Here is a 25298-nt window from a genome sequence, read left to right as displayed (position 1 = left end):
CGGTGGGTGAGCAGTTCATCGGCGCGGGCTGGGCCTTTCCGCCCCGCACGGACGCCACCGGATCGATCGCCCTCGTCGGCGGGGAACGCGCGCTGGAGGAGTCGATCCGGCTGATCCTGGCGACCTCGCCCGGCGAGCGGCCGATGCGGCCCGAGTTCGGCTGCGCCGTCAACGAGTACGTGTTCGCCCCGGCGGACGCGGGTACGGCGGGCCAACTCGCCTACGAGGTGCGGCTCGCGCTGGATCGGTGGGAGCCCCGGATCGAGGTGGCCGAGGTGACGGTCCGGTTCGACGAGGCGGACAGCGGGGTGCTCTACATCGACATCGGCTACACGGTTCGCGGCTCCAACGACCCCCGGAATCTCGTATTCCCGTTCTATGTGATCCCGCAGCACGAGGAGGACGGCGCGTGACGCTTCCCAGCCCCGATCTGGACGACCGCCGCTTCCAGGGCCTGGTGGACGAGGCCAAGCGCCTGGTCCAGCAGCGCTGCCCCGAGTGGACGGACCACAATGTCTCGGACCCCGGTGTGACGCTGATCGAGGCGTTCGCGACCATGGTCGACCAGCTCGTCTACCGGCTGAACCGGGTGCCGGAGAAGAACTATCTGACCTTTCTCGATCTGATCGGCGTGCGGCTCTACCCGCCGACGGCGGCCCGCACCGAGGTCACCTTCCGGCTCTCGGCGCCCCAGCCCGAGCCGGTACGGGTCAGGGCGGGCACCGAGGTCGCCACCGTCCGTACCGAGACGGACGAGGCGGTGGTCTTCACCACGAGCCAGGATCTGTCGATCGTGCCGTGCGGGTTCGCGCATCTGGCGACGCGGTCGGCGGCGGGCGAAGCGACCGACCGGTCCGAGGAACTCGCGCTCGGCCGCGACGTGCCGTGCTTCGGCGCCACGCCCACGCCCGGCGACGCGCTCTATGTCGGGCTCTCGCACGCGGTGCCGACGGGCGTGGTGGTGCTGCGGCTCGACTGCCGGATCGAGGGTGTGGGCGTCGACCCGCGCCGGCCGCCGCTGCGCTGGGAGGCGTGGGACGGTACGGAGTGGCGGGCCTGCGACATCGAGAAGGACGACACCGGCGGCTTCAACAGGTCCGGCGAGCTGATCCTCCATCTGCCCCGCACCCACACCGCCTCGGCCGTCGTGCGCCGGACCGCCGGCTGGCTGCGCTGCCGGCTGCTGGAGGCCGAGCCCGGTCAGCCCCGCTACGTCGCCTCGCCGACCGTGCGCCGCATCAGCGCCTTCACCATCGGCGCGACGGTCGAGGCGGCGCACGCGGAGACGGTACGGGAGGAGATCCTCGGCCCGGCCGAGGGCGTACCGGGGCAGGCGTTCCTGCTCGCGAGGCCGCCGGTGGTGCCCGGCGAGTTCGTGGTCGAGGTCGCTGACATCGACGAGGGGTCGGGCTGGTCCGACTGGACCCGCGTGGACGACTTCGCGCACTCGGGCCCGGACGACCGGCACATCACGCTGGACCCCAACTCCGGCCGGGTGGAGTTCGGTCCCGCCGTACGGGAGCAGGACGGCGGACTGCGGTACTACGGGGCGGTGCCGCGCAAGGGCAGTCCCGTACGGGTGCGGAGCTACCGCACCGGCGGCGGCCGGCGCGGCAATGTGGCCAGGGGCGCGCTGCGTGTCCTGCGCAGTTCGCTGCCGTTCGTGGCCCGGGTGGAGAACCGGCGCGCGGCGCTGGGCGGTGTGGACGGGGAGACGGTGGAGAGCGCCCGGGTGCGCGGCCCGATGACGCTGCGGACCCTGCACCGCGCGGTCGTGCCGCACGACTACGAGTTGCTGGCCCGTGAGGTGGCCCCGGACGCGGCGCGGGTCTACTGCGTACCGGCGGGCCGGGACGCGGACAGCGGCGGGGTGCGGCTGCTGGTCGTGCCGTCCGGGCGCAGCGACGCGCAGGGCCGGATCGGCTTCGACGAACTGACCCCGCCGCCGGACACCATGGAGCAGATCAGGAGCCATCTGGACGAGCGGCGCCCGATCGGAGCCCGGCTGATGGTGGAGCCGCCGTTCTACCAGGGGGTGACGGTCGTCGCCTCGGTGCAGGCGCGCCGGGGCGCGGTGACGGAGCGGCTGCGCGAGGAGGCGCTGGCCGCGCTGTACGGCTACTTCAACCCGCTGACCGGCGGCCCGGACGGGCAGGGCTGGCCGTTCGGGCGGCCCATCCAGTCCGGTGAGGCGTTCGCGGTGCTCCAGCGCGTGGCGGAGGTGGATCTGGTGGAGGACGTACGGCTGTTCCCCGCGGATCCGATGACCGGGCAGCGCGGCGAGGCGACGACCAGGATCGCCCTGGACCGGCACGCGCTGGCCTTCAGTTACGAACACCAGCTACGGATCAGGGAGGCGTGAGCGATGCGCGGAACCGTGGCGGGACTGCCCTCCCCGCATCCGCTGGTCGAGCTGCTGCCCGCGCTCTATCTGGAGCAGGACTTCCTGCTGCGTTTCCTGTCGGCCCTGGACGATGTGCTCGCCCCCGTCCAGCTGACCCTGGACAATCTGCCGGCGCACCTGGATCCGCGCTCAGCGCCAGAGGACTTCCTCGACTGGGTGGCGCAGTGGGTCGCCGTGGAACCGCACGGCGACGAGCCGGTGGACCGGCGGCGGGCCGAGGTGGCGGGGGCGGTCGCCCGGCACAGCCGCCGGGGCACGCGCGGCGGGCTGGCGGAGGCGCTCCACCGGCGGACCGGGGTGGAACCGGAGATCACCGAGAGCGGCGGCTCCGGCTGGTCGCCGACGCCGCACGCGGAGCTGCCGGGTGAGGAACGGGCCTGGGTGGCCGTGCGGTTGCGGGTCGCCGGGCCCGCGGGGGTGAACCGGGTGGCGCTGGAGGAGCTGATCGAGGGCGAGATCCCGGCGCATGTCGGGTACACGCTGGAGATCCTGCCGGTGGAGGCTCCGGGGGCGGCCGGGGTACGGCCATGAGATGCCCGGAGTGCGGGCACCGCAACGCGCCGGGCTCGGCCTTCTGCACGTCCTGCGAAACGTTTCTGGACTGGGGCGACGCGGATACGGGCGTGGACGCCGGTGCGGATCCGGGGACGGGCGCGGGGACGGGCGCGGGGACGGGCGCGGGGACGGGCGCGGGCGGGGGCGCGGCTTCGGCCGCCCGTACGGAGCCGACGGGGAGCGGGGCCGGTCCCCGGGCGGGTACGGCGGTGCCGCCCGGACCGGGGCCTGCTCCGGCCCCGGACCCGGCGACCGTACCGCCGTCGGAGCCGAGGTCCGGACCGGAGCCGCCGCCGCGCCCGCACGCTCCCCCGATGCCGTCGGCCCCGCCGGGCCCACCGGCCGCGCCGCCCGGTCCACCGGCCCGTCCGGCCGCCTCGCCACTCTCTCCGCCGTTCTCCCCGCCGACCGCTCCTCCCCCGGCGCCGCCGCCCGTCGCGGCGGGACCGCGCCGTCCCGGCGACCGGCTGGACACCCCCGTGCCCGGCCCCGGCGAGGAGCCCGACGATCCGGCGCCGGACCCCGCCGCGCCCTCGGCCGCGCACCGGGGCGCGGCCGTGCGCTGCCCCAACTGCCGTACGGAGAACGAGCCGGACCGCACCCTGTGCGTGCGCTGCGGCCTGCTCCTGGATCCCGGCCCGCCCCCCGACGTACCGCTCCCGTGGTGGCGCCGGATCTTCCGCCGTCGACAGCGCGTCCTGCCGACCGCGGGGACGCGCCCCAAGCGGCGGCTGTGGCGCCGTCCCGGTCTGGCGATTCCGCTCACCCTCGCGGTGCTCGCGGGCGCCTTCTGGTTCGCGCGCCCGTACCTTCCCGAGGCGCTGGACTTCACCCGGGACAGCACGGGCACCCCCGACGAGCTGCGCCCCAGCCGGATCCGCGCCTCCAGCTTCCTGTCGGACCATCCGCCGCGCACGGCCATCGACACGTACACCAACCGGTTCTGGGTACCGGCCGAAACGGGGCCGGGTACCGGGGAGTTCCTGGAGGTGGACTTCGACAAGCCGGTGCGGATGACCAAGCTCGTCGTCTTCTCGGGCAGGTCGGCCAAGGAGGACGAGTTCCTCGCGCAGTCCCGCCCGTCCGCGCTGACCGTGACGCTGCGCCCGGCGGACGGCGAACCCACCGAGAAGAAGATCACCCTCAAGGACCGGCCGGGCCAGCAGACGTTCGACGTACGGGGCTCCGAGGTCGTCCGGGTGCGGCTGACGATCGACGACATCTACGGTGCGGGAAAGGGCCGCAGGCCCGCCATCGCCGAAATCGAGTTCTTCGGCCGGAACTGAGGGACCGGAACTGAGGCCGCGGAGTCGCGGGTCCGTAGTTGAGGGTCCTGAGTCGCGGGTCCTCAGTTGCGGGTCAGGAGGCGAAGGAGGCGACCGTCATGCGGCCGAACCGGTGTAATCGGACGCCGCCCGCTCGTGCGTGGCTCTTGGCCACGGGCCCGCGCTGCCGGAGACTGAGCCGATGACACAGCGTGTGGATCTCGCGACCGTGATGGACCGTCTGGCCATCGACGAGGTGGTCACCCGGTACGCGGTGGCCGTCGACGAGGACGACTGGCCGGGGTACCGGGCTCTGTTCACCCCGGACGGACGCGCCGACTACGCGGCGGCGGGCGGCATCGAGGGGCCGGCCGCCGAGGTGGGCGACTGGCTGGCCGGCACGCTGCGGCCCTACCCGGTACGGCAGCACCTGATCGTCAACCGCCGGCTGCGGATCCAGGATCTCGGGGGTTACCCGGGTGATCAGGCCGACCTGCGGGCCGACTATCTCAGCCCGCTGCGCCACGAGTCGGGCGAGCACCTGATGAGCGGCGGCGGCTTCACGTTCGCGCTGGTGCGGGCGGGCGAGGAATGGCTGCTGCGTTCCGTGGTCGCGCGCGAGACCTGGCGGCGTGCCGCGCGCCGTCCGGAGAGCGGCTGATCGCGACGGCGCGGATGCGCCGGGCCCCGCCGGGGAAGAGTGCGCGTGACGGTCGGGGCGAGGAGGCGCGCTATGTGGACCCGGATGCTGACTCGTACGCGGACCCGTGTGCGGACCCGTGCGGCCTCGGCGTGGTGGCGGGGCGCGGCGGCCGTGGGGGCGGGCGCGCTGTCCGCGCTCGCCTTTCCCGCGCCGTCCCTGTGGTGGCTCGCCTATGTCGCGCTGGTGCCCTGGATGCTGCTCCTGCGGACGGCTCCGAGCGGGCGGCGCGCCGCGCTGGAGGGGTGGCTGGGCGGGCTCGGGTTCATGCTCGCGGTGCATCACTGGCTGCTGCCGAGCCTTCATGTATTCCTTGTGGTGCTCGGCGCGCTGCTGGGGCTGCTGTGGGCGCCGTGGGGGCTGTTGGTGCGGTACGCGCTCGGCGGCGCGCCGTCGGGTTCCCGGGCCCTGGTGGCGGTGGCCGTGCTGCCGTCGGGCTGGCTGATGGTCGAACTGGTCAGGTCCTGGGAGGGACTTGGCGGACCGTGGGGGCTGCTCGGCGCCGGGCAGTGGGAGGTGGCTCCGGCGCTGCGGCTCGCTTCGGTGGGCGGTGTGTGGCTGGTGAGTCTGCTGGTGGTCGCGGTGAACACGGCGCTGGCGCTGCTGGTCGCGGTGGCCAGGGCCCGTACCGCCGCCGTCGTGGCGCTGGTGGCATGCGGTGTGGCGGTGGGCTCCGTAGCGGCGTGGGCTCCTCGGCCGGAGTCCTCGGGCCGGGTACGGATCGCGGTCGTGCAGCCGGGTGTCGTGGCGCCGGGCGTGGTCGGCGGGGCGGATTCCGTGGAGCGCCGGTTCGCGCGCGGTGAGGCGCTGACCCGCACGCTGGCCGGGCAGGGGGCCGATCTGGTGGTGTGGGGCGAGAGCAGTGTCGGCGCGGATCTGGCGGCCCGGCCGGATCTGGCGGCGCGGCTCGCGGTGCTCGCCCGCTCGGCCGGCGCCCCCGTCCTCGTCAATGTGGACGCGCGCGCCACGGACGCGGCGGGCCGCTCGGGCATCTTCAAGCGCGCGGTGCTGGTGGGGCCTGAGGGGCCTACGGGCGATGTGTACGACAAGATGCGGCTGGTGCCGTTCGGTGAGTACGTCCCGGCCCGCGCGGCGCTCGGCTGGGTGACGTCGGTGGGGAAGGCGGCGGGCGAGGACCGCAGGCGCGGGACCGGGCAGGTGGTGATGGTGCTGCCGGGCGAGGGCCGGGGCGGGCTGCGGCTGGGGCCACTGATCTGCTTCGAGACCGCGTTCCCGGACATGAGCAGGCGGCTGGTGCGGGACGGCGCCCAGGTACTGGTGGCGCAGTCCTCGACCTCGTCGTTCCAGGGGAGTTGGGCACCGGAGCAGCACGCCTCGCTGGCGGCGCTGCGGGCGGCGGAGACGGGCCGGCCGATGGTGCACGCGACGCTCACCGGCGTCGGGGCGGTGTTCGGCCCGGACGGGGAGCGGGTGGGCGGCGCCCTCGGCACGGACCGTTCGGCCGCCGCGGTGTTCGACGTTCCGCCGGCCCGGGGCACGACCGCGTACGTACGGTTCGGGGACTGGGCGGTGTACGGGGCGCTCGCCGTGCTGGCGGCGTTCTGCGCGGTGGCGGGCGCCCGGTCGCTCAGGCGGCCTGGTCCTGCGCCGCTCGTACCACCCGCTCGCACATCTCATGAGTCCGCAGGGCGTCCCGTGCGCTGAGGTGCTTTCCGGCCCGTACGGCGTCGAGGAAGGCCAGCACGCACTGTTCGACACCGCGCTGGCGGGCCACCGGCACCCAGTCGCCGCGCCGCCGTACGCTCGGCTGTCCCTTGTGGTCGATGACCGTGGCGAGGTCGTGGACGGCCCGCTTGGTGTCCTGGCCGGACACTTCGAGGATCTCCTCGGTGGAGCCGTTCATCCGGTTCATCATGCCGATGGCGCTGAAGCCGTCGCCGGAGAGCTGGAGGACGACGTGGTGCAGCAGCCCGTCCCGGATCCGGGCCCGCACGTCGGTGTGTTCGACGGGGCCCGGAAGCAGGAAGCGCAGAGTGTCGACGACATGGATGAAGTCGTCCAGCACCAGGGTGCGGGGGTCCTCGGGCAGTCCCACCCGGTTCTTCTGGAGCAGGATCAGATCGCGCGGGTGCTCCAGGCACTGCGCGTAGCCGGGCGCGTAGCGGCGGTTGAAGCCGACGGCGAGGCTGACGCCGCCCTCGTCGGCGAGCCGCACCACCCGCTCGGCATCGGCGTATTCGTAGGCGATCGGCTTGTCGACATAGGTGGGCACGCCCGCGGCGACGAGCTGGCAGACGATGTCGGCGTGGGTGGCGGTCGGGGCGTGCACGAAGACGGCGTCGAGGTCCACGGAGAGCAGGGATTCGAGGTCCGGGTGGCACCGGTCGGCGGGGACGCGGTAGGTCTCGGCGACCCGGGCCAGGGTGGCCGGGGTGCGGGTCTGGAGATGGAGTTCGACGCCGGGCAGTGTGGTGAGCACCGGCAGATACGCCTTTCGCGCGATGTCGCCGAGCCCGATGCAGCCGACCTTCACGAGGGCCTCCCTGACCTGTCCTGAGCCGACGGTCCCGCCCAGCGGCCCCGGCCGGCCGTGGTGGTCCTACGGTCGTGATGTCCCGGAAGCATACGTGCGCCCCGGCGGGCGCCAGTCGGCGATGCCGTCCATCCCGCGCAGCACGAGACCGGGGCCGAAGCGGGAGACGGCGGCGATCATCCGGTCGCGCACGGCGGCTCCGGCCGGACTGGAGACCGCGGCCATCCGGCTCGCGCGCGCCGCCCTGCGGACGACGGCGCTGGTGCGCGGCAGCCGGTCGGCGGAGTAGCCGGCGAGGGCGGCGGCGAAGCGCCCAGGCGCGCCGGAGCCGACGTGGTGGGCGAGGACGACGGCGTCCTCGATGGCCTGGTTGCCGCCCTGCGCCAGGCTGGGCTGCATGGCGTGCGCCGCGTCGCCGAGGAGCGCGGCCCTGCCCCGGTGGAAGGAGGGCAGCGGCGTCCTCATCTCGTACACGTCGTGGCGCAGGATCCGGTCGGGCTCGGCCGCCTCGATGATCCGGGGCACGGGGTCGTGCCAGTCCCCGAAGAGCCGGGTCAGCTCGGCCTTCTCCCCGTGCGGCGCCTGCCCGCCGGCGGGCGTCATGGTCATGGCGTACGCGTAGACGCGGCCGTCCTTGAACGGCTGGGTGCCCCAGACCCGGCCCCTGCCCCAGGTCTCGTGGGGGGCGAACGGGCGCTCGGGCTCGGGGACGATCGTGCGCCAGGTGGTGTATCCGGCGTACCGGGGTCCGGGGTGGGCCGGGAAGAGGGTGCCGCGCACGGCGGAGCGCAGGCCGTCGGCGGCGACGACGAGTTCGGCCTCGAACGCGCCGTCCGGGGTGGTGACGACGGCCGGTGGCCCCTCCACGCTCCCCGGTTCGGCGAGGGTGGCGGCCACCCCGGTGCGTACGGCCGTCGCCGGGAGCGCGTCGGTGAGCAGGGAGACCAGCGTCGCGCGGTGCAGCAGGACGAGGGGGCCGCCGAACCGGTCGGCCGCCAGCTGACCGTCCATCCGGTTGAGCCAGCGGCCGTCGGGGGCGCGGAGCCCGCCCTCGCCCTGCCAGGCGGCGAGGTCCCGCACCGCGTCGCCGAGTCCGATGACGTCCAGCGCGCGCTGCGCGTTGGGCGCGAGGCCGAGACCGGCGCCGACGGGGGCGAGCGAGGCGGCGCGTTCGAGGACGGTGACGTCCCATCCGCGCTGGTGCAGGGCCACGGCCGCGGTGAGGCCGCCGATGCCACCGCCGATGACGACGGCGCGGGACTGGTCCATGACGTCTCCCTCTCTCCCTCCCGGCCCACCCGTGGAAGAGGCCGGGAAACTACAGATGTAGTGCCCTGTTCCCACCGTACTACAGCTGTAGTGAACGGGATAGATTGACGGCATGCCCGAACGCACCGCCGGCCCCTCCCGCGCCGAACTCATCGCCGACACCGCCCTCACCCTGCTCGCCGAGCGCGGTATGCGGGGGCTGACCCACCGCGCCGTGGACGAGCTGGCCGGTCTCCCCCAGGGCTCCACGTCCAACCACGCGCGCACCCGGCAGGCACTGCTCGAAGCGGTGGTACGGCGGCAGGCGGAGCGCGAGATCCAGGTCCTCGCCCCGGCACGGATGCCCGGCGCCACCACCCGCGCGACCGCGCCGGTCGACGCGCTGGCGCTCGCCCTGCACCGCTATCTGACCGGGTATCCGGAGCTGCTCGTCGCCCGCTACGAACTCGCGCTCGAAGCCACCCGCCGCCCGGAACTGCGGGCCTTCTACGACGCGACGGGCCGGCAGTTCCGCGAGCCGCTGATCGCGATGATGACGGCGGCCGGCTCCACCGAGCCCGAGCGGCACACGCACTCGCTCGTGGCCTGGTGCGAGGGGCTGCTGTTCTCCTGCGCCGCGGGCTCGTACCACCACTCCGTCCCGTCCCTGGAGGAGCTGCGCCGGGGCTTCACCGAGCTGCTGCGGGGCATGCTCGGCGACGGTACGGAAGCCGCCGGCACCGGCGGATAACCCCTGGCCGGGGCGGTCGCGCGTGGGTGAGGATGGCGGCCATGACGACACCTGAGCGCACCGATCCCTCCACCGTCGCCGGCGAGCGCGAGATGCTGGAGAGCTGGCTCGACTACCACCGGGAGACCCTCGCCCTGAAGTGCGCGGGGCTGAGCGAGAGACAGCTCAAGGAGGCGTCCGTACCGCCTTCCGGGCTGACGCTGATCGGGCTCGTACGGCACATGGCCGAGGTGGAGCGCGCCTGGTTCCGCAGGACGCTGGCCGACGAGCAGGCCGGGCCCCTCTTCTACAGCGACGACGACCCGGACGGGGATTTCCACCACGGCGAGGGCGACACCTGGGACGAGACGCACGCCATCTGGCGGGCGGAGATCGCCCGCGCCCGGGAAGTGGCCGCGCCGCACTCCCTGGACGACCGGGGCGCGGGCCGACGCGACCGCGCCACCGGCGAGCCGTACAACCTGCGCTGGATCTACGTCCACCTGATCGAGGAGTACGCCCGGCACAACGGTCACGCCGATCTGATCCGCGAGCGCATCGACGGCGCGACCGGCGAGTGAGCCGCCGCCCGGCCTCTCGTTCGGCGGCCATCAGGGGCGCCGATGTCACTCATCCGGGCCATTTCCCGCCTTTCCACTCCACAACGGGCGGCGCGACCAGCAGAGTTGCCCGGATGGAACGAACGAGAAGCGCGGCGATGGCCCTGGTCGGGATGGCGGTCACGGCCCTCTCCGGCTGTGTGGCCGTCGAGCCGCACCCCGCGCCGGCCCCCCGGCCGGAGACGACCAGCGGCGCCCGTGTCCCCGGGGCCACTTCCGGAGCGGTCCCCGGACAGGGCCCCGAGGAGGCGACCTCGCGATACGCGCAGACGCAGGTGAAGGAGGCGCTGGAGGCGGCCGGCTCCACGCCGCCCGCGAAGCCGGCCGCGCGCGCCACCGCCCCCGTACCGCCACCGGCGGCGGACGGCCGGAACGGCGGCGGCGCACCGCTCGCCACCCGAGCGCCCGCCGGACCGCCCGAGCGGCGGCCCGCCGGACAAGGGGCGGACCGGCTCCCCTCGGCGCCGCCGACCGTACGGACGGCGGCCGATGTCTGCGAACTGGGCGAGACCTACGTCCAGTGGCCGCAGGACGGCCCCCAGGCCCGGATCTGCGACGAGGTCCGCGGCCGTTGACCGCCCCCGGCCGACCTCCCGCGCGACCGGTTCCTCGCGCGAGCGACCTCCCGCGCTACCGGCCTCCCCCATGACCGGCCTCCCCGCGTCACCGCCCCCGCGCCCGCAGCGTCCGCTCCAGCCGCGCGATCCCGGCCCGCACGCCGTGCCCGTACCCCGCGTCGCCCAGCGCGTCCGCCGCGTCGCGCGCCCGGTCCAGGTGGAGCCGGGCCGCCTCCGGCCGCTGGAGCTTCGCGTAGTCCGCGGCGAGGTTGAGGTGGAGCGCCGGATAGAAGGCGCGCACGGCCGAGGAGACGACCGCCCCGCCCGCACCGGCCTCCTCCTCGGCCGCCGCCGCGCCGCCGCCCCCACCGGCCCCGCCCTCCCCAACGTCCCCGTCGCCGCCCCCGTCGGTTCCGCCGTCCTGCCCCTCCGCCGCAGTGAGTGCCCTGAGATCCCAGGCCAGTTCGTCGCCGGGATCGTCCTGGGTGTCCGCCATGTAGTGCGCCAGCGTGCAGCGGTGCAGCGCGCGCCCGCTCTCGCCGATCTCCGCCCAGAGCGCACCGAGCCGGTTGCGTGCCTCTTCGCGGTCACCGCCGTGGAGGAGCATGACCGCCTGACCGATCCTGGTCATGACGGCGTCCTCCGACGTCTGCTGCCGCTCCATCACTGCCGCCTCCGCTTGCCCGTCCGATAAATCCGACAAACAGACGCTAACCGCCATGGCGGACAATCCCCCTCAGGCTCGGGCGCCGAACCCCGGCCTGTCGTGGATCAGCCGCGCTCGGCGAGATCCGGGATGCGCCAGTCGATGGGCTCGTGGCCCTGCGCCGCGATCGCCGCGTCGATCTGGGTGAAGGGGCGCGAGCCGAAGAACTTCTTCGCCGACAGCGGCGAGGGGTGCGCGCCCTTCACCACCACATGGCGCTCCTCGTCGATCAGCGGCAGCTTCTTCTGCGCGTAGGCGCCCCAGAGCACGAAGACCGCCGGATCGGACCGCTCGGCCACGGCGCGGATCACCGCGTCCGTCACCTTCTCCCACCCCTTGCCCTTGTGCGAGTTGGCCTCGCCCTCGCGGACCGTCAGCACCGCGTTGAGCAGCAGCACCCCCTGCTCGGCCCAGGGCATCAGATATCCGTTGTCCGGCACCGGATGACCCAGCTCCTCCTTCATCTCCTTGTAGATGTTCCGCAGGGAGGGCGGCGTCCTGACACCGGGGCGCACGGAGAAGCACAGACCGTGCCCCTGGCCCGCTCCGTGGTACGGGTCCTGGCCCAGGACGAGCACCTTCACCCGGTCGTAAGGAGTCGCGTCGAGCGCAGCGAAGACCTCGTCACGGGGCGGATAGACCGGGCCCTTCGCCCGCTCCTCCGCCACAAAGCCGGTCAGCTCCTTGAAATAGGGCTTCTCCAGCTCCTCGCCGAGAACGCCGCGCCAGGACTCGGGCAGCAGGTCGGTGTCGGTCACGTGAACAACCTCCGGCAATCAATCACTTGTAGAGGTCTCCGAACCTACCCGGCACCACTGACAACCGCCTCTACCAGCTCTTTATCCGCTTCAGCTCCCACATCTGCATGACCGTCTGCGGGTCGAGCGCGCGCTCCCCGCCGCCGATGTCCTCCGTGGAGGCGACATACAGCTTGCCCTGCCACAGCGGCAGCAGCCGCACGTCCTCGACCAGGATCTGCTGAGCGCGCTCGAACTGCCGGCCGACGGCGGCGCGGTCGCTGACCCGGCGCGACTCCGGCAGCAGCCGGCCGGTGATCTCCGGGCTCTCGTACGGTGTGCTCAGCGCGTTCTCCCGGCCGACGAAGGGCGCGACGAAGTTGTCCGGGTCCGGGAAGTCGGGGAACCAGCCCCGGCCGAAGACGGGGTACTCCCCCTGCTGGTAGCCGGCCTGGAACTGCTTCCACGGCTTGCCGCGCAGGGTGACCTCGAACAGCCCCGAGTCCTCCAGCTGACGCTTCAGCTCCACGAACTCCCCCGCCGTCCCCGACCCGTAGCGGTCCGTGGTGAACCAGAGCGTGAGCGGGACGGGCACACCGATGCCCGCCTCGTCGAGGAAACCTTTCGCCTTGGCCGCCGACGGGTCGCCGTACTGGTCGAAGAAGCTGGTGGTGTGCCCGGAGATGCCCTTGGGCACCATCGAGTACAGCGGCTCGGCCGTGCCCCGGTACACCTTGGCGATCAGTGCGTCCCGGTCCACCACCTGCGCCACCGCCCGCCGTACGGCGAGTTTCCCGGCCGCCGCATCCGCCGGATTGAACACCAGATAGCGAATGTCCGAGCCGACGGTCTCGACCAGCTGGAGATCCTGGTTCTCGGATTTCCGCTCCTCCAGTTCGATCACCTGCTCCGAGGTGAGTCCCCGGTACACGGCGTCGACCTGCTTTTCCTTCAGTGCGCCGAAGACGGCCTCGGAGTTCGGGAAGTACCGGATCGTGACGCCGTTGTTCCGGGGCTTCGCGAACCCCGCGTAATGATCGTTCCTGATCAGCTCGGCTTTTTCCCCGCTGCTGTACGAGGCGAGTTCATAAGGCCCGGAACCGGTCACTCCGCCGTCCTCGCGGAGCGCGTCGATCGGATATTCCCCCGGCGCGACCAGCGACATCGCGGGCGTCGCGAGGACAAACGGAAAAGTCGCGTCGGGTCTGCCGAGCCGGAAGACGACGGTGAGGTCCCCGCTCGTCCGGACCTCCTGGAGCGAGGCCAGCAGCCCGGCGGGACCCCCCTGGGCGTTGATCTTCCTGATGCGGTCGAAGGAGTGCTTCACGGCGGACGCGTCGAGCCGGTCGCCGTTGGAGAACGTCAGTCCTTTCCGCAGGACGCACCGGAACTCCTGGTTGGTCCTGCCGCTGAACCGGCAGGAGCGGGCCGCGTCGGGCTGCGGATAGGAACTCCCGGTCGGGAAACTCATCAGGGTCTGGAAGACGTTGCGGAACAACTCCCACGAGTTGTCCCAGGAAGCCGCGGGATCGAGTGTGCTGGGCTCACTCGTCGTGCCGACGACTACGGGTCTCTCGGATTTGCCCGGGAACAGACCGCATCCCGCGAGCAGCGATATGAGCAATGCGGCCGTAACGGCCTGCCGACTGGTCCGGTTGAACACGCGCACGCTCCTTGTTCAGCCCATGGATCGGCAGACCTTACCGCGATGCCCACCGGACCCGTACGGAGATCCGGTGGGACTTTTGGAAAGGTGAATGCCCGGCGGCTCAGCCCACTCCGGCGTTGAGGAAGATCCCTCCGTCGACCATCAGCGTCTGTCCGGTGATCCAGTCCGACTGCTCGGAGGTGAGGAAGGCGGCGGCGCCCCCGATGTCCTCGGGCACCCCCAGCCTGCCGAGCGGATACGCGGCGGCGGCCTCGGCCTCCCGGCCCTCGTAGAGCGCCTGGGCGAACCGGGTCTTGACGACGGCCGGGGCGATGGCGTTGACGCGCACGACCGGGGCGAACTCGTGGGCCAGCTGGAGCGTCAGATTGACCATCGCGGCCTTGCTCATGCCGTACGCCCCTATGAAGGGGGACGCCGAGACACCGGCGACCGACGCGATGTTCACGATCGCGCCGCCGTTCTCCCGCTGCCAGGCGCGCCAGGTCTGCTGGGCGAAGCCGAGCGCCGAGATGACGTTGGTCTCGTAGACCTTGCGCGCGACGTTCAGGTCGAGTTCGGCCATCGGCCCGAAGACCGGGTTCGTACCCGCGTTGTTGACGAGGAAGTCGACGCGTCCGAAGGTCTCCATGACCCGCTCCACGGCCCGCGCCTGGTGCGTCTCGTCGTGTGCCTTGCCGGCCACCCCGATGACCCGGTCGGAGCCGAGCCGCTCGACGGCCTCCTTGAGGGCCTCCTCGTTGCGCCCGGTGACGCAGACGCGGTCGCCGCGGGCGACGAACGCCTCGGCGACGCCGTACCCGATGCCCCGGCTCGCGCCGGTGACCAGCGCGACCTTCCCGCTGTCGGGCAGCCGCGGCGACCGCCCGGACCGCTCCGGCTGTTCTGTCCTGTCCGTCATGTCCGTCTCCCCCGGTCTCAGTTGAGCGGTCCGCCGGCGACGTACATGACCTGGCCGGAGACGAATCCGGCGTCATCACCCGTGAAGAAGGCGATGGCGTTCGCGATGTCCTCCGGCCTCCCGACCCGCTGGACGGGGATCTGGGTGGCCGCAGCGGCCTGGAACTCCTCGAAGCCCATGCCGACCCGGGCCGCGGTCTGCGCGGTCATCTCGGTGACGATGAAGCCGGGGGCCACGGCGTTGGCGGTGATGCCGAACTTGCCCAGCTCCTTGGCGAGGGTCTTGGTGAAGCCCTGGAGCCCGGCCTTGACCGCCGCGTAGTTGGCCTGGCCGCGGTTGCCGAGGGCGGAGCTGGAGGAGAGGCTGACGATCCGGCCGAATCCGGCGTCCACCATGTGCTTCTGACAGGTCTTGGACATCAGGAACGCGCCCTTGAGGTGCACGTTCATCACGGTGTCCCAGTCGGACTCGCTCATCTTGAAGAGGAGGTTGTCCCGGAGCACACCCGCGTTGTTGACGAGGATCGTCGGCGCCCCCAGCTCGGCGGCGACCCGTGCGACGGCCGCCTCCACCTGGGCACTGTCGGAGACGTCGCAGGCGACGGCGAGCGCGCTGCCACCGGACGCGGTGATCTTCCCGACGGTCTCCTCGCAGGCGGCCTCGTCGAGGTCGAGTACGGCGACGGCGCGGCCCTCGTCCGCCAGCCTTACGGCGGTGGCGGCGCCAATGCCCCGCGCCGCCCCCGTCACGATGGCTACGCGCTGCTCGGTGGTGGACATCCCTGGTTCTCCTCGCCCTAGGCTTCTGCGGCTCGACCGACCCTGAGCAACCGCTTAGTAGGTCAGCAGTCGAGACGCTAGAAGCCACGGCACCCGGTGTCAACGGTCGGCGGGGCCCGGTGGCCGGATCAGCGGCGGACATCACACCGTCGTGTCAGCCCGCCGTCCGGCGGCCACCGGCCCCGCGGGCCGTCAGCGGACGAGCAGATCGAGCAGCCGCTCGGCCTCGGCGCGCGGATCGGCCGTCAGCCCGGTGTGAACGGGCCCCGGCTGTACGACGGTCGAGCGCGGCGCGATCAGCCAGCGGAACCGGCGGCCGGCGTCGTCGCCCGCCGCCTGCCCGGCCTCCTCGCCGCCGTCGCAGACGCCCTCGACCGCGCGCAGGGCGGCCCGTACCCCCACGACATCGGCGCCCGGGTCGAGGGCCCTGAGCTTCTCCTCGTTCAGCAGGGTCCTGGCCGCGACATAGGAGTGGGCGCGGCAGTAGACCAGCACCCCGGCGTTGAAACACTCGCCGCGTTCGACGCGCGGCACGACCCGCAGCAGCGCGTACTCGTACACGTCCCGCCCGTTCACCGGCCGCCGCCCTTTCCGTCGCGGACGCGCTCCGACCTCGGCGCCAGCCGGTCGGCCAGCCAGCCGGGCGGCCGTGACGGGGTGGTGCGGGCGGGCGCGTCGAGGACGATCCGCTCGTGGATCGTCGCGGCGCGCGCCAGCAGCGGCTCCGCGTAGGCGCGGCGCAGCGCGTCGGCCGACTCGAAGCCCGGCTCGTCGGCCAGCCACTCGTCCGGCACCTCGGCGATGATCTCGGCCAGCAGCTCCTCGGTGACCAGCGGCGCCAGCCGCGCGGCGGCGGCGGCGAGATCCGGGCCGAAGGCGGCGAGCACATGGTCGGAGGCGTTGTACGGCTTCGCGGCGGAGGCGCGCGCGCCCGGCCAGTTGTGGTGCCAGATCATGGTGGCGCCGTGGTCGATGAGCCAGAGATCGCCGTGCCAGACCAGCATGTTGGGGTTGCGCCAGGACCGGTCGACATTGTTGATGACCGCGTCGAACCAGACGACGCGCCCCGCCTCCTCGGCGTCCACCTCGTACGCCAGCGGGTCGAAGCCGATCGATCCGGGCAGGTAGTCCATCCCGAGGTTCAGCCCGCCGCTCGCCTTCAGCAGCTCCTGCACCTCCTGGTCGGGCTCGGAGAGTCCGATCACCGGATCGAGCCACATCCGCACCAGCTCGGGGATCCGCAGCCCCAGCCTGCGCGCGAGCTCTCCGCAGATCACCTCGGCGACCAGCGTCTTGCGGCCCTGCCCCGCGCCGGTGAATTTCATGACGTACGTGCCGAGGTCGTCGGCCTCGACGATCCCGGGAAGCGAGCCGCCTTCACGCAGGGGCGTGACGTAGCGGGTCGCGACGACTTCTCTCAGCACTTTCCCAGGCCACCCATCTCTTCAGCCTTGCCATCCATGGCCCGCTTCGGAGGCGTGCGGCAGCGGGACCCGGGCGTCCACGGCCCTGGGGAGAGTCCGGGGAGTTCCGACAGGCATGCGGTTCTCCCTCCCTGCCCGAGCCGCCCGTCGATGACGGCGCGCCCCTCGCTGCCGGCCTCCGGCATGAAGTGAGCATAGTAACCGGGGGTGATCGCGGGCGAGGCACGCCGCCGTCCGCGGCCCGGCCGCCGATCGCCGATCGCTGATCGCTGAACCCTCAGGTGTGCCGCAGCGTCGCGAGGGCGATCTCCTGGAAGTCGCGCAGCAGCGTCCCGCGCCGGTCCGCGAGGGCGACCAGGCACGTCTCGACCCCCGGGACGTCCGTGACGGGGCGGTGGGCGAGGTCGGGGCGGGAGTAGGAGCGCGCGACACTCAGCGGGACGAGCGCGATTCCGTGCCCGGAGGCGATGAGCTCGAATTGTTCCGGGCGTGGTGGACACGATCGGCCACCACAACGGCGAACCGGGCCTGAAGTTCCTCAACTACCAGGACCAGCGGGTGCCCTGGCAGGGGCGGCGGGTCAGTCCGCCGTGCCCGCCCCCGGCACGACGCCCGCGCCGACCTCCCGGCTGACCGAGCACCGCCTTCTCCCGTGTCCCAGACATTCATCGGGGGATTGCCGAGGGTCACCTGCCAGTAGGCCGGCCCGACTTCCTCGATGCGCAGTGGCGTGTGGTCGGTGCTCACGACACGTTGCTCCTTGGAAGAGTGAACGGGCCGTGCTCGGTGGTCCGTCCCGGAGGTTCAAGTGCCGTGGACCGAGTGGTGACTTGTACGTCGCCCCCTACGCCGTCTACGCCGTCTACGCCGTCAGATCAGCTTTGCAGACTGTAGAAGTGAATCGGGGAGTTCGGCCGGAAGCCGATACGTGGGTAGACGGGCGCCCCGGCCACGGTCGCGTGCAGCGTGGCGCGGGTCAGCCCGGTGGCCCTGGAACCCTCGTACAGCGCCTTGCGCGTGACCGCTTCGCCGTAGCCCCTGCGCTGCCACTCCGGCTCTGTGGCGACCAGCACGACGAAGAGGCGGCCTTCCACGGCGACGGTGGCGGCGCACGCCACCGGAAGATCGCCCCGCATGGCCAGGTACGCGTACACCTCGGACTTCCAGAGCCCGGAGCCGGCGATTCCGTCGCGGCCCTCCTCCAGGGCAAACCCGTAGCCGCGTGAGTTGATGTCCGCGTAGGCCCGCAGCTGTTCATCGGTGGTCACACGCGTGAACGTCAGGTCCGGATGAACGGGATCGGGGACAGGAAGGAAGTCGCCGGCCATCCCCGTTCCGGGAAAGGCGTACCGGAGGCCCGCCCGCTCGGCCGCCTCCTCCAGCGCGGAGCGGGCCCCGTCGTCGAGCAGATCCTCGAAGAGCCAGAGGAAGCCCGGGTGTCGCTTCGTCCGCATGATGTCCGCCGCCTGGGTCAGACGGCGCCGAAGAAGCTCCGCGTCGGCGCCCACATCGGTCAAGGTGATGGCGTTCCAGAACGCGAACCGGCAGTCCGCCCACCGGACAGCGACGCCTGGAAGGTCTCGCACGTCCGCATCCGCGTCCCGGTCGAGCACCATCGCCCGCCATCCCACGGCGAGCTGCTCCATGGATTCGACTGGCTCCGCAAGGTCGGTCATTTTTCTCCTCAACGTCGTCGAGAAACGCGTACGCGCAGGACGCCGCGCCGGGCCGGGCAAGGTTGTGGGAGCAGGGCATGGAGGCGACGCGTCGATCGGTCGACGCCGGTGACTCCCGGCGAAGGGCCGCGCCGGCCGCTCTTGCATGTTCTATAACATAGATCATAGTTTATCTACGGGAAGCCCGCTCGGCGGGTCAGTCGTCGTCGGAGAGGTGGGTGGGCCGGTGAGCCCGCGCAAGAGCGACAGTCGTGACCGGATGATCCTCAGTGCTGTTGCCCTGCTGCGTGAGTACGGGGCAAGCGCGACCAGCGTCGACCGCGTGCTCGCCCACAGCGGAGCACCTCGCGGCTCCGTGTATCACCACTTCCCCGGCGGGCGGACGCAGCTCATCGACGAGGCGGTGGTGCGGGCGGGGGACTTCATCGCCGACCTGATCGACACCGCCACGCAGGCCGACGATCCGGTGGCGGCCATCGACGCGTTCTTCGACTTCTGGCGCGAACGGCTCGTGGAAAGCGGCTTCCGGGTCGGCTGCCCCATCGTGGCCGTGGCCGCGGAGACCAATGACGACGCGCCCCACTTGGCCCGCTCCGCCGCCACCGCCTTCGCCCGCTGGCAGGAGGCCCTCGCGGCCCTGTTCGTCAGGCACGGACTCACCGACGAACGCGGCCGGAGGCTGGGCGCCTTCATCATCGCCACGGTCGAGGGTGCGGTGATCATGTGCCGGGCGGAGCAGAGCCTCGCCCCGATCGAGGCGGCCGCCACCGAGATCCACGACCTGCTGCTCCACACGCTGCGGCAGCGGACGCACACCCCGCCCCTTCCGGCGGAGACACCGGCATCGCTCACGCGAGGAGAAGGAGAACGACCATGACCACGACCGACCCGACCACCATGACCGGCCTGGAACTGATGCGCTGGGTGCAGACCGAACGCCCCACCGACCTACCCTCCATCGGCCGCCTGCTCGGCATGCGCTTCGACGAGGTCGAGCACGGCCGCATCGTCATCTCCCTGGACACCCGCCCCGACTTCGCCAACCCCCTCGGCACCGTCCACGGCGGCATCGCCGCCACACTCCTCGACTCCGTCATGGGCTCCGCCATCCACACCACCCTCCCCGCGGGCACCGGCTACACCACCCTCGAACTCAAGATCAACTACATCCGCACCGCCCACACCGACGAACAGACACTCACCGCCGAGGGCACCGTCATCCACGCAGGCCGCCGCACCGCCACGGCCGAGGGCAGGGTGCGGGACGACCAGGGCAAACTCATCGCCCACGCCACCACCACGTGCCTGATCCTCTAGGACGTGCCGGTGCGGGCAGGACCGGCGATCAGGAGCTTCGCCAGACGACGCCGCGCCGCTCGCACTCATGTCGCCTCACCAGGCGCCGATGGCCGCACCAGCGTCGTCTCTATCCGGCCGCCCGCCTGCACAGCGTGCCCGAGAACGTCACGCGGCCCGATGAAGTCCGGCTCCTCCACACCGTCGTACAGGAGGATCTGAACGCGTAGTGACATTGGCTTTGTCTCCTTGGCTGGTGCGACGCCCGCGGATGCCGCGGGCGCCGCGAACGTCCCGACCGGACCTCGATGAGCCCGTGAGCGGCACGAGGTTGCTCACGTGCGTCGAGTCCGGCCCCCATCGCTCTTCGCCAGTGGCGCCGGCTTGCTCTATGAGTCCGCCGCGCCCGCTGAAAAGTTCCCGTCCAGCCCCGGAAAGGTTGTGGGTCGCCCGGACTTGCGGGCCGTCGAGGGAGCGTTCCACCGCGCGGGTCGCCGCGCGGCGATCGGGTGCGCGGGCGAGTTGGTGGCAGTGCGGTACGGGCAGGAGCGCACGCCGTGCGAGGCCGTGGTGGTCAGGGCTGTCGCGGCGTGGCGGTGGCGTAGGTTTTGAGGTTCTGGAACTCGCCGATGGCCGACGGACCGCACAGCACGCCGATCCCGCTCTGCTTGAAACCGCCCTGCTCGAAGTGCTCGGACATCATGCCCCAGCCGTTGACCCAGATCCCGCCGAAGTGCAGGGCCCGTCCGACCCGGCGGGCCCGGGTGTCGTCGTGGGTGTACAGCGCGGCGGCCAGACCGAACTCGGTGGCGTTCGCCCGCTGGACCGCGTCGGCCTCGTCGTCGAAGATCTCGAAGGTCTGTACCGGACCGAACACTTCCTGCTGTACCAGAGGGACATCGAGCCGCTCCACCTCCAGCAGCGCCGGGCGGAAGAACGCGCCGCCCGCCAGCTCGGGGTCGGTGACGGGCCCGCCCCTGACGATGGCCTTGGCGTAGGAGGCGGCTTCCGCCACGATGCTGTCGACCCGTGCGACGGCGGCCTTGTCGATCAGCGGCCCGAGCTGGGTGGCGGGGTCCTCCGCCGGCCCGACCCTGACCGCCTCCAGCGCGGCGGCCAGCCGGGTGCGCAGTTCGTCGGCGATGCCGCGCTGCACGAGCACGCGTGAGCCGGTACAGCAGAACTGCCCGTTCATCAGGGTGGATGCCATCACCAGCTGCGGGACCACGGCGTCCAGGTCCGCGTCGTCGAAGACGATCAGCGGGGTCTTGCCGCCCAGTTCGAGGTTGAGGCGCTTGAGCGTCGGCGCGGCCGCGGCGGCGATGAGGCGGCCGACGTGGGTGCTGCCGGTGTAGCTGAGCACGTCCACGTCCGGCGACTCGACCAGGAGCGGCGCCACCTCGTTGCCCGCCTCGGTGAGGATGTTGACCACACCCGCGGGCAGAGATCTGGTGGCGGCGACGGCCTCGGCGAACAGGGCGTTGGTCAGGGCGGTCTGCCCGGGCATCTTCACCACGGCGGTGCAGCCCGCGCCGATCGCCGGGCCGAGGGCACGCACCGTCAGGATCACCGGGGAGTTCCACGGCGAGATGATGCCGGCGACCCCCATCGCCTCCGGCAACGAGTGGAAGTACTGGCCCGGCGTCGGCTCGGCGGCCCGGCCCGCGACCTGGGTGAGCGCGGACGCGGCGCTGTAGCGCAGCCAGTCGACGGCGACCGCGACCTCCCAGGCCGTCTCGTCCAGCCGCTTGCCGTTCTCCCGGGTCAGCGTCCGGCTCAGGCCGGGGACACGTTCGGCGATCCGGTCGGCCAGTTCGAGCAGGGCCCGGGAGCGCAGCGCCGGATCGCGGGACCAGTCGGTGGTGGCGAAGGCGGTACGCGCGGCGGCGATCGCGGCCTGTGCCTCGGCGCGGCCCGCCGAGCGGTACGTGCCGACGACCTCGCCGGTGGAGGGGTTGACCGAGTCCTGTACGGAGCCGGACTCGCTCCACTCCCCGTCGATCAGGTTCCGGGCGGGCGGGATGGTGGACATCAACATGAGCCTTTCATAAGGGTATGTAAGGAAATGGGGTGCCAAGAGAAAGGGAATTGAGGTGCAGGCCCCCGGCAGCCGGTCACGCGTGACGTGCCGCGGTGGCCGGCCGGACCCGGTCCGGGTAGTGCTTGCGCAGGTCGGAGGTGGTCATCCGGTCGAGCACCCGGTCGGGAAGGAAACGGGAGGCACGGATGAGGAAGGTGGCCATCGCGCCGATGGTGTAGCGCGTGCGCGGCTTACGGACGGTTGCGGCCTTGGCGATCGTCCGGGCCGCGGTCTCGGAGGTCACCCCGGCTTTGGTGAACGCGGCGACGTGGGAGGGCAGCGCCTGCGTCAAGGCGCCGTAGCGCGCGTTCTGTTCCGGGGTCATGCGGGCGCTGAGGCGGCTCAAGCTCGCCAGGCCGGTGCCGGCCATCTGGGTCTGGACGCCGCCCGGCTCGACGACCACGACCTGTACGCCGGAGGGGGCCAGTTCGTTGCGCAGGGCGTCGCTCACCGCCTCCATGGCGAACTTGCTGCCGGCGTAGGCGCCGTAACCGGCCATGGAGACCTTGCCGTTCAGCGAGCTGATGTTGACGATCCGGCCCTTGCCGCGCACCAGCGCGGGCAGCAGCGCCTGGGTGAGCGCGACATGACCGAAGACATTCACTTCGAACAGCCGCCGCCATTCGTCGAGCGGCACCACTTCGACCGGTCCGGCGCAGGGGAGGCCGGCGTTGTTGACCAGCGCCCGCAAGACGCGCCCCTGCGGGTCGTCGTCGATGCGTGCCGCCAGCGCGGCGATGTGGTCCTGGTTGGTGATGTCGAGGATCACCGGCTCGATGCCGGCGGCGAGGAGGACCTCGCCGTCGCTGTCGCGGCGTACGCCGGCGAGGACATGGAATCCGCGGCGGGCCATTTCCCGCGCGGTGGCCGCGCCCATCCCGGTCGATGCCCCGGTGACGATGACGATTTCCTGAGTTTCGGTTGACGTTGTCACCTCTAGGACTCTGCCGCGCTCGGATGACTTTGTCAACCGATTCGGGTGACGTTGTCATCACCGCAGGCTGACTAGAATCTCCGGCATGACCAGCCGCGCCGAATCCGCCGCAGCCACCCGCCGCGCCCTGCTCGACGCCGCGGCCGATCTGCTCGACCTCGGTGGCCTCGAAGCGGTGACCCTGCGCGCGGTCGGAGCACAAGCCGGAGTGACCCGCGGAGCGCCCTATCGCCACTTCCCCGACAAGGAGAGCCTGCTGATCGCGATCGGCACGCGTGCGTGGGACCGACTCGGAAGTCACATGCAGGCGCTCCGCGCGAATCCCGGCTTGTCGACCACCGACAAAGTGCGTGGCGGGATCATCGCGCTCATCGGCATCGGCCGCGCCCAGCCACACCTCTACAAGCTGATGTTCAGCAATCCGCCCGGTGACCCCGCGGCGTTGGCCCGTGCGGCCGAGGCCAGTCAGACCGAGTTCCTCGCGATCGTCGCCGACCTGGTCGGCGAGCAGGACGCCCGGCGGTACGGCGCCCTGCTCATCAGCATCGCGAACGGAGTCGCCGGCATGGAGGTGAGCGGCCAGCTGCCCAACGAGAAGTGGGGCGAGGTCACCGCGGAAGGGCTCATCGACACGCTTGTCGGCATGATCGCCGGCGAGGGCCGGCGCGCCTGACGGGGACTTCCCCGCTCACCGTCCGGGGACTCGAAAGAAGCGCGATGCCCGCCGGGTCAGCCGGGTCAGCCGGGTCAGCCGGGTCAGCCGGGTCAGCCGGGTCAGCCGGGTCAGCCGGGTCAGCCGGGGGAACTGAAACCCCCGACCCCCTCCCCCGCCGTCCCGGCGTGCCTCAGTTACGTCCGAACGCGTCCTGCCGCGAGCTGAGGGCCGTACCGGCCTTCGGTCCGTCGGGGCCGTACAGCTCGGAGACCGTCACGAACTCGTACCCGTCGGCCTTCAGCTTCTCCAGCACGCTCGGCACCGCCGCCACCGAGGTGGCGTGGATGTCGTGCATCAGGACGATGTCCCCGGGCCTGACCGTGGTGTTCACCGTGGCCGAGACCTTGGCGCTGTCGTGGTACTTCCAGTCCTCGGTGTCGATGGACCAGAGGATCATCGGAAGCCTGGTCGCCGCGTCCACGGTCGCGTTGTGCGCGCCGTAGGGCGGGCGCATGACGGTGGGGTCGGAGCCGGTGATCTTCTTGATCGCGGCGTTCGTGCTGTCCAGGTCGGTCCGCACCTCGCCGACGGTCATCCGGCTGAGGTCACGGTGTTCCCAGCTGTGGCTGCCCAGTTCGTGACCGGCGGCGACCACCTCGCGTACGACACCGGGCTGAAGCTCCGCGTTACGGCCGACCATGAAGAACGTCGCGCGGGCGTTGTACGCGGCCAGGTGCTTCAGGAGTTCCTGGGTGTACTGGCCGGGGCCGTCGTCGAAGGTCAGGGCCACTCACTTGGACTTGAGGCAGTCGACGGAGCGCTTGGCCGGGGCGGTGCCTCCCTTGTCCGGCTCGCCGGCTTCCGACTCACCGGGGGCCGGGGTGCCGTCGAGGGCGAGGCCCTTGCCGGGGTTGACGATCTGCTCCCACACCCGGCCGCCGAAGTCGGAGAGCAGCGGCTTCACTTCGTCGGAGGGCACCTCCGCGGTGACCGCGCCCGCGGCGGGCGGGCCGACCGTACCGGCGTCGAAGGCGACGCGCAGGTCGCCCTTCGAAGTGAAGGCCAGATTGTTGAGGGTGGTGTCGCGTGGTGCGACCAGTGCCTCGGCCAGCATGTCGGGGGTGACCCCTTCATGGCCCTTGAGGGCGGTCTTCAGCGCGTTGAGGAACTGGAACAGCTTGGCCTTGTTGTCGCTGATCAGGGAGAGGGCGGGCACGACCTTCCCGGTGCTGCCGTCGAACCACATGGTGGTGTCGCTCAGCCCGTCGCCCGCGCCGCCGCTCTCGAACCGGCTGAACCGCAGGCCGACGACATCGGCCAACGCGGCCAGGAAGGAGAAGCTGACGTTCAGCTCATGGTCCCCCTCGGCGGCCCCGGCATCGCCCCCGGACACGCCCTCGGCACAGGCCGACCCCTCGCCGTCCCGCTCCTTCTGGTTCTCGATGTAGCTGTCGCGCTCCTTCTCCACGTACGCCTTGAGAGCCGCGGTCAGGGTGTCCGCCCCCGGAATCACCGGGTAGCTGGTGGCCCAGCGGCAGGAGCCGCCCTCGCTGCTGTCGTTGGCGAGACGCAGGCCGGGGATCCGGGCGGGATCCACCGAACCGCCGCCGGCTCCGGCCTTCGAACCGCCGGAGGCGGAGTCCTTGTCGGCGGAGCCGTCCGACGAGCCACCCGTACCGCACGCGGTGGCGGCAAGCAGGGTGGTGGTGATGATCAGGGCAGCCAGCGGCTGTCTCATGAGCGGGGGTCCCCTCGGGGTTCTGTCGGGGACAACGCCTGGGCGTCCCACATTTCCGTGTCGGTACTCAGCCGATAGGACGACGGAATTCCGTAACCGGTTCAACCCGCAGGGGTGTTGGTTGGTACGGTGC

Annotated in this window: 27 protein-coding genes; 13 read left to right on the top strand and 14 right to left on the bottom strand. The window is 71.9% G+C overall.

Annotated features, from left to right (window positions below; genetic code table 11):
• Nucleotides 1–2 precede the first annotated feature (2 nt).
• From OG627_RS30515 to lnt, 6 genes are all read left to right on the top strand, one after another.
• Entirely contained in the window at nucleotides 3–413 is a 411-nt protein-coding gene (locus tag OG627_RS30515; RefSeq protein WP_329070572.1) for a GPW/gp25 family protein, read from the top strand.
• On the top strand, nucleotides 410–2362 hold the full coding sequence (locus OG627_RS30510; RefSeq protein WP_329070570.1) for a putative baseplate assembly protein: 1953 nt from the start codon (nucleotides 410–412) through the stop codon (nucleotides 2360–2362). The genes OG627_RS30515 and OG627_RS30510 overlap by 4 nt, the downstream gene beginning before the upstream one ends.
• A 3-nt stretch (nucleotides 2363–2365) precedes the next feature.
• Nucleotides 2366–2935 (top strand): phage tail protein, encoded by a 570-nt coding sequence (locus OG627_RS30505; RefSeq protein ID WP_329070569.1) that lies wholly within the window; start codon nucleotides 2366–2368, stop codon nucleotides 2933–2935.
• Nucleotides 2932–4245 carry an NADase-type glycan-binding domain-containing protein gene (locus OG627_RS30500; RefSeq protein ID WP_329070567.1) on the top strand — a complete coding sequence of 438 codons (1314 nt, stop codon included), beginning with the start codon at nucleotides 2932–2934 and terminating at the stop codon, nucleotides 4243–4245. Before OG627_RS30505 ends, OG627_RS30500 begins: the two co-directional genes overlap by 4 nt.
• A 181-nt stretch (nucleotides 4246–4426) precedes the next feature.
• A complete protein-coding gene (locus OG627_RS30495) occupies nucleotides 4427–4885 on the top strand; it encodes a nuclear transport factor 2 family protein (RefSeq protein ID WP_329070565.1) in 459 nt (152 codons plus the stop codon).
• A gap of 84 nt (nucleotides 4886–4969) precedes the next feature.
• On the top strand, nucleotides 4970–6589 hold the full coding sequence (gene lnt / locus OG627_RS30490; protein ID WP_329070563.1) for an apolipoprotein N-acyltransferase: 1620 nt from the start codon (nucleotides 4970–4972) through the stop codon (nucleotides 6587–6589).
• Here the strand turns inward: lnt and OG627_RS30485 are convergent.
• Together OG627_RS30485 and OG627_RS30480 are read right to left on the bottom strand one after the other, a co-directional pair.
• Nucleotides 6513–7418, bottom strand: a complete 906-nt coding sequence (locus tag OG627_RS30485; protein ID WP_329070561.1) for a Gfo/Idh/MocA family protein — start codon at nucleotides 7416–7418, stop codon at nucleotides 6513–6515. The two genes, lnt and OG627_RS30485, sit on opposite strands and share 77 nt — an antisense overlap.
• A 66-nt stretch (nucleotides 7419–7484) precedes the next feature.
• A complete protein-coding gene (locus OG627_RS30480; RefSeq protein ID WP_329070559.1) occupies nucleotides 7485–8687 on the bottom strand; it encodes an FAD-dependent monooxygenase in 1203 nt (400 codons plus the stop codon).
• A 112-nt stretch (nucleotides 8688–8799) separates the two neighbouring features.
• On the opposite strand from OG627_RS30480, the gene OG627_RS30475 reads away from it, so the two are divergent.
• The 3 genes from OG627_RS30475 (at nucleotide 8800) to OG627_RS30465 (ending at nucleotide 10591) form a co-directional block, all read left to right on the top strand.
• Nucleotides 8800–9417: a TetR/AcrR family transcriptional regulator gene (locus tag OG627_RS30475; RefSeq protein WP_329070557.1), complete on the top strand. Its 618-nt coding sequence runs from the start codon at nucleotides 8800–8802 to the stop codon at nucleotides 9415–9417.
• Nucleotides 9418–9449: 32 nt separating this feature from the next.
• Nucleotides 9450–9977, top strand: coding sequence for a DinB family protein (locus tag OG627_RS30470; RefSeq protein ID WP_443073567.1), 528 nt, complete (start codon nucleotides 9450–9452; stop codon nucleotides 9975–9977).
• Between the two features lie 113 nt (nucleotides 9978–10090).
• Nucleotides 10091–10591, top strand: coding sequence for a hypothetical protein (locus tag OG627_RS30465; protein ID WP_329070555.1), 501 nt, complete (start codon nucleotides 10091–10093; stop codon nucleotides 10589–10591).
• 88 nt (nucleotides 10592–10679) lie between these two features.
• Here OG627_RS30465 and OG627_RS30460 read toward each other — a convergent pair whose 3' ends face one another.
• From OG627_RS30460 to OG627_RS30430, 7 genes are all read right to left on the bottom strand, one after another.
• The gene (locus OG627_RS30460; protein WP_329070553.1) at nucleotides 10680–11237 is read right to left on the bottom strand and encodes a hypothetical protein; all 558 of its coding nucleotides are present in this window, start codon (nucleotides 11235–11237) and stop codon (nucleotides 10680–10682) included.
• 107 nt (nucleotides 11238–11344) lie between these two features.
• Nucleotides 11345–12037 (bottom strand): uracil-DNA glycosylase, encoded by a 693-nt coding sequence (gene ung, locus OG627_RS30455; protein WP_329070551.1) that lies wholly within the window; start codon nucleotides 12035–12037, stop codon nucleotides 11345–11347.
• A gap of 70 nt (nucleotides 12038–12107) precedes the next feature.
• Nucleotides 12108–13679 carry an ABC transporter substrate-binding protein gene (locus OG627_RS30450; protein ID WP_329070549.1) on the bottom strand — a complete coding sequence of 524 codons (1572 nt, stop codon included), beginning with the start codon at nucleotides 13677–13679 and terminating at the stop codon, nucleotides 12108–12110.
• Nucleotides 13680–13785: 106 nt separating this feature from the next.
• Nucleotides 13786–14583, bottom strand: coding sequence for an SDR family oxidoreductase (locus tag OG627_RS30445; protein WP_329070547.1), 798 nt, complete (start codon nucleotides 14581–14583; stop codon nucleotides 13786–13788).
• A 17-nt stretch (nucleotides 14584–14600) separates the two neighbouring features.
• Nucleotides 14601–15362, bottom strand: coding sequence for a 3-oxoacyl-ACP reductase FabG (fabG, locus tag OG627_RS30440; protein ID WP_329070545.1), 762 nt, complete (start codon nucleotides 15360–15362; stop codon nucleotides 14601–14603).
• 192 nt (nucleotides 15363–15554) lie between these two features.
• Nucleotides 15555–15938 carry a DUF3037 domain-containing protein gene (locus OG627_RS30435; RefSeq protein WP_329070543.1) on the bottom strand — a complete coding sequence of 128 codons (384 nt, stop codon included), beginning with the start codon at nucleotides 15936–15938 and terminating at the stop codon, nucleotides 15555–15557.
• Nucleotides 15935–16783, bottom strand: coding sequence for a HipA family kinase (locus OG627_RS30430; protein WP_443073660.1), 849 nt, complete (start codon nucleotides 16781–16783; stop codon nucleotides 15935–15937). The genes OG627_RS30435 and OG627_RS30430 overlap by 4 nt, the downstream gene beginning before the upstream one ends.
• A gap of 492 nt (nucleotides 16784–17275) precedes the next feature.
• Between OG627_RS30430 and OG627_RS30425 the strand changes: the two genes are divergently transcribed.
• A complete protein-coding gene (locus OG627_RS30425; protein ID WP_329070538.1) occupies nucleotides 17276–17419 on the top strand; it encodes a hypothetical protein in 144 nt (47 codons plus the stop codon).
• A 242-nt stretch (nucleotides 17420–17661) separates the two neighbouring features.
• Here the strand turns inward: OG627_RS30425 and OG627_RS30420 are convergent, their stop codons facing one another.
• Nucleotides 17662–18462, bottom strand: coding sequence for a GNAT family N-acetyltransferase (locus OG627_RS30420; protein WP_329070536.1), 801 nt, complete (start codon nucleotides 18460–18462; stop codon nucleotides 17662–17664).
• Between the two features lie 226 nt (nucleotides 18463–18688).
• On the opposite strand from OG627_RS30420, the gene OG627_RS30415 reads away from it, so the two are divergent.
• On the top strand, nucleotides 18689–19339 hold the full coding sequence (locus tag OG627_RS30415; protein WP_329070534.1) for a TetR/AcrR family transcriptional regulator: 651 nt from the start codon (nucleotides 18689–18691) through the stop codon (nucleotides 19337–19339).
• A complete protein-coding gene (locus OG627_RS30410; RefSeq protein WP_329070532.1) occupies nucleotides 19336–19779 on the top strand; it encodes a PaaI family thioesterase in 444 nt (147 codons plus the stop codon). The genes OG627_RS30415 and OG627_RS30410 overlap by 4 nt, the downstream gene beginning before the upstream one ends.
• A gap of 553 nt (nucleotides 19780–20332) precedes the next feature.
• On the opposite strand, the gene OG627_RS30405 is transcribed toward OG627_RS30410, so the two are convergent.
• Both OG627_RS30405 and OG627_RS30400 read right to left on the bottom strand, forming a co-directional pair.
• On the bottom strand, nucleotides 20333–21790 hold the full coding sequence (locus OG627_RS30405) for an aldehyde dehydrogenase family protein (protein ID WP_329073099.1): 1458 nt from the start codon (nucleotides 21788–21790) through the stop codon (nucleotides 20333–20335).
• Between the two features lie 82 nt (nucleotides 21791–21872).
• Nucleotides 21873–22772 (bottom strand): SDR family oxidoreductase, encoded by a 900-nt coding sequence (locus OG627_RS30400; RefSeq protein WP_329070530.1) that lies wholly within the window; start codon nucleotides 22770–22772, stop codon nucleotides 21873–21875.
• An 85-nt stretch (nucleotides 22773–22857) separates the two neighbouring features.
• Between OG627_RS30400 and OG627_RS30395 the strand changes: the two genes are divergently transcribed.
• On the top strand, nucleotides 22858–23445 hold the full coding sequence (locus OG627_RS30395; RefSeq protein ID WP_329070528.1) for a TetR/AcrR family transcriptional regulator: 588 nt from the start codon (nucleotides 22858–22860) through the stop codon (nucleotides 23443–23445).
• A 172-nt stretch (nucleotides 23446–23617) separates the two neighbouring features.
• Here the strand turns inward: OG627_RS30395 and OG627_RS30390 are convergent, their stop codons facing one another.
• The gene (locus OG627_RS30390; protein WP_329070526.1) at nucleotides 23618–24217 is read right to left on the bottom strand and encodes a polysaccharide deacetylase family protein; all 600 of its coding nucleotides are present in this window, start codon (nucleotides 24215–24217) and stop codon (nucleotides 23618–23620) included.
• Complete coding sequence (locus tag OG627_RS30385; protein ID WP_329070524.1) at nucleotides 24218–25165, bottom strand: RsiV family protein; 948 nt, start codon at nucleotides 25163–25165, stop codon at nucleotides 24218–24220.
• Between the last annotated feature and the right edge of the window lie 133 nt (nucleotides 25166–25298).

This window comes from Streptomyces sp. NBC_01429 (assembly GCF_036231945.1).
In the GTDB taxonomy this organism is placed as follows: Bacteria; Actinomycetota; Actinomycetes; order Streptomycetales; family Streptomycetaceae; genus Streptomyces.
Note: the sequence above shows the minus strand (reverse complement) of the source record. Positions and strands in the feature narration are given on the sequence as shown.

What these genes read in the sequence shown, in the direction of transcription:
- OG627_RS30495 (WP_329070565.1), top strand. Translation starts at nt 4,427, where the DNA reads ATGACACAGCGTGTGGATCTCGCGACCGTGATGGACCGTCTGGCCATC.
- OG627_RS30475 (WP_329070557.1), top strand. Translation starts at nt 8,800, where the DNA reads ATGCCCGAACGCACCGCCGGCCCCTCCCGCGCCGAACTCATCGCCGAC.
- OG627_RS30410 (WP_329070532.1), top strand. Translation starts at nt 19,336, where the DNA reads ATGACCACGACCGACCCGACCACCATGACCGGCCTGGAACTGATGCGC.
- OG627_RS30385 (WP_329070524.1), bottom strand. Translation starts at nt 25,165, where the DNA reads ATGAGACAGCCGCTGGCTGCCCTGATCATCACCACCACCCTGCTTGCC.
- OG627_RS30395 (WP_329070528.1), top strand. Translation starts at nt 22,858, where the DNA reads ATGACCAGCCGCGCCGAATCCGCCGCAGCCACCCGCCGCGCCCTGCTC.
- OG627_RS30470 (WP_443073567.1), top strand. Translation starts at nt 9,450, where the DNA reads ATGGCGGCCATGACGACACCTGAGCGCACCGATCCCTCCACCGTCGCC.
- OG627_RS30420 (WP_329070536.1), bottom strand. Translation starts at nt 18,462, where the DNA reads ATGACCGACCTTGCGGAGCCAGTCGAATCCATGGAGCAGCTCGCCGTG.
- OG627_RS30460 (WP_329070553.1), bottom strand. Translation starts at nt 11,237, where the DNA reads ATGGAGCGGCAGCAGACGTCGGAGGACGCCGTCATGACCAGGATCGGT.
- OG627_RS30505 (WP_329070569.1), top strand. Translation starts at nt 2,366, where the DNA reads ATGCGCGGAACCGTGGCGGGACTGCCCTCCCCGCATCCGCTGGTCGAG.
- lnt (WP_329070563.1), top strand. Translation starts at nt 4,970, where the DNA reads ATGCTGACTCGTACGCGGACCCGTGTGCGGACCCGTGCGGCCTCGGCG.
- OG627_RS30500 (WP_329070567.1), top strand. Translation starts at nt 2,932, where the DNA reads ATGAGATGCCCGGAGTGCGGGCACCGCAACGCGCCGGGCTCGGCCTTC.
- OG627_RS30445 (WP_329070547.1), bottom strand. Translation starts at nt 14,583, where the DNA reads ATGACGGACAGGACAGAACAGCCGGAGCGGTCCGGGCGGTCGCCGCGG.
- OG627_RS30465 (WP_329070555.1), top strand. Translation starts at nt 10,091, where the DNA reads ATGGAACGAACGAGAAGCGCGGCGATGGCCCTGGTCGGGATGGCGGTC.
- fabG (WP_329070545.1), bottom strand. Translation starts at nt 15,362, where the DNA reads ATGTCCACCACCGAGCAGCGCGTAGCCATCGTGACGGGGGCGGCGCGG.
- OG627_RS30480 (WP_329070559.1), bottom strand. Translation starts at nt 8,687, where the DNA reads ATGGACCAGTCCCGCGCCGTCGTCATCGGCGGTGGCATCGGCGGCCTC.
- OG627_RS30405 (WP_329073099.1), bottom strand. Translation starts at nt 21,790, where the DNA reads ATGTCCACCATCCCGCCCGCCCGGAACCTGATCGACGGGGAGTGGAGC.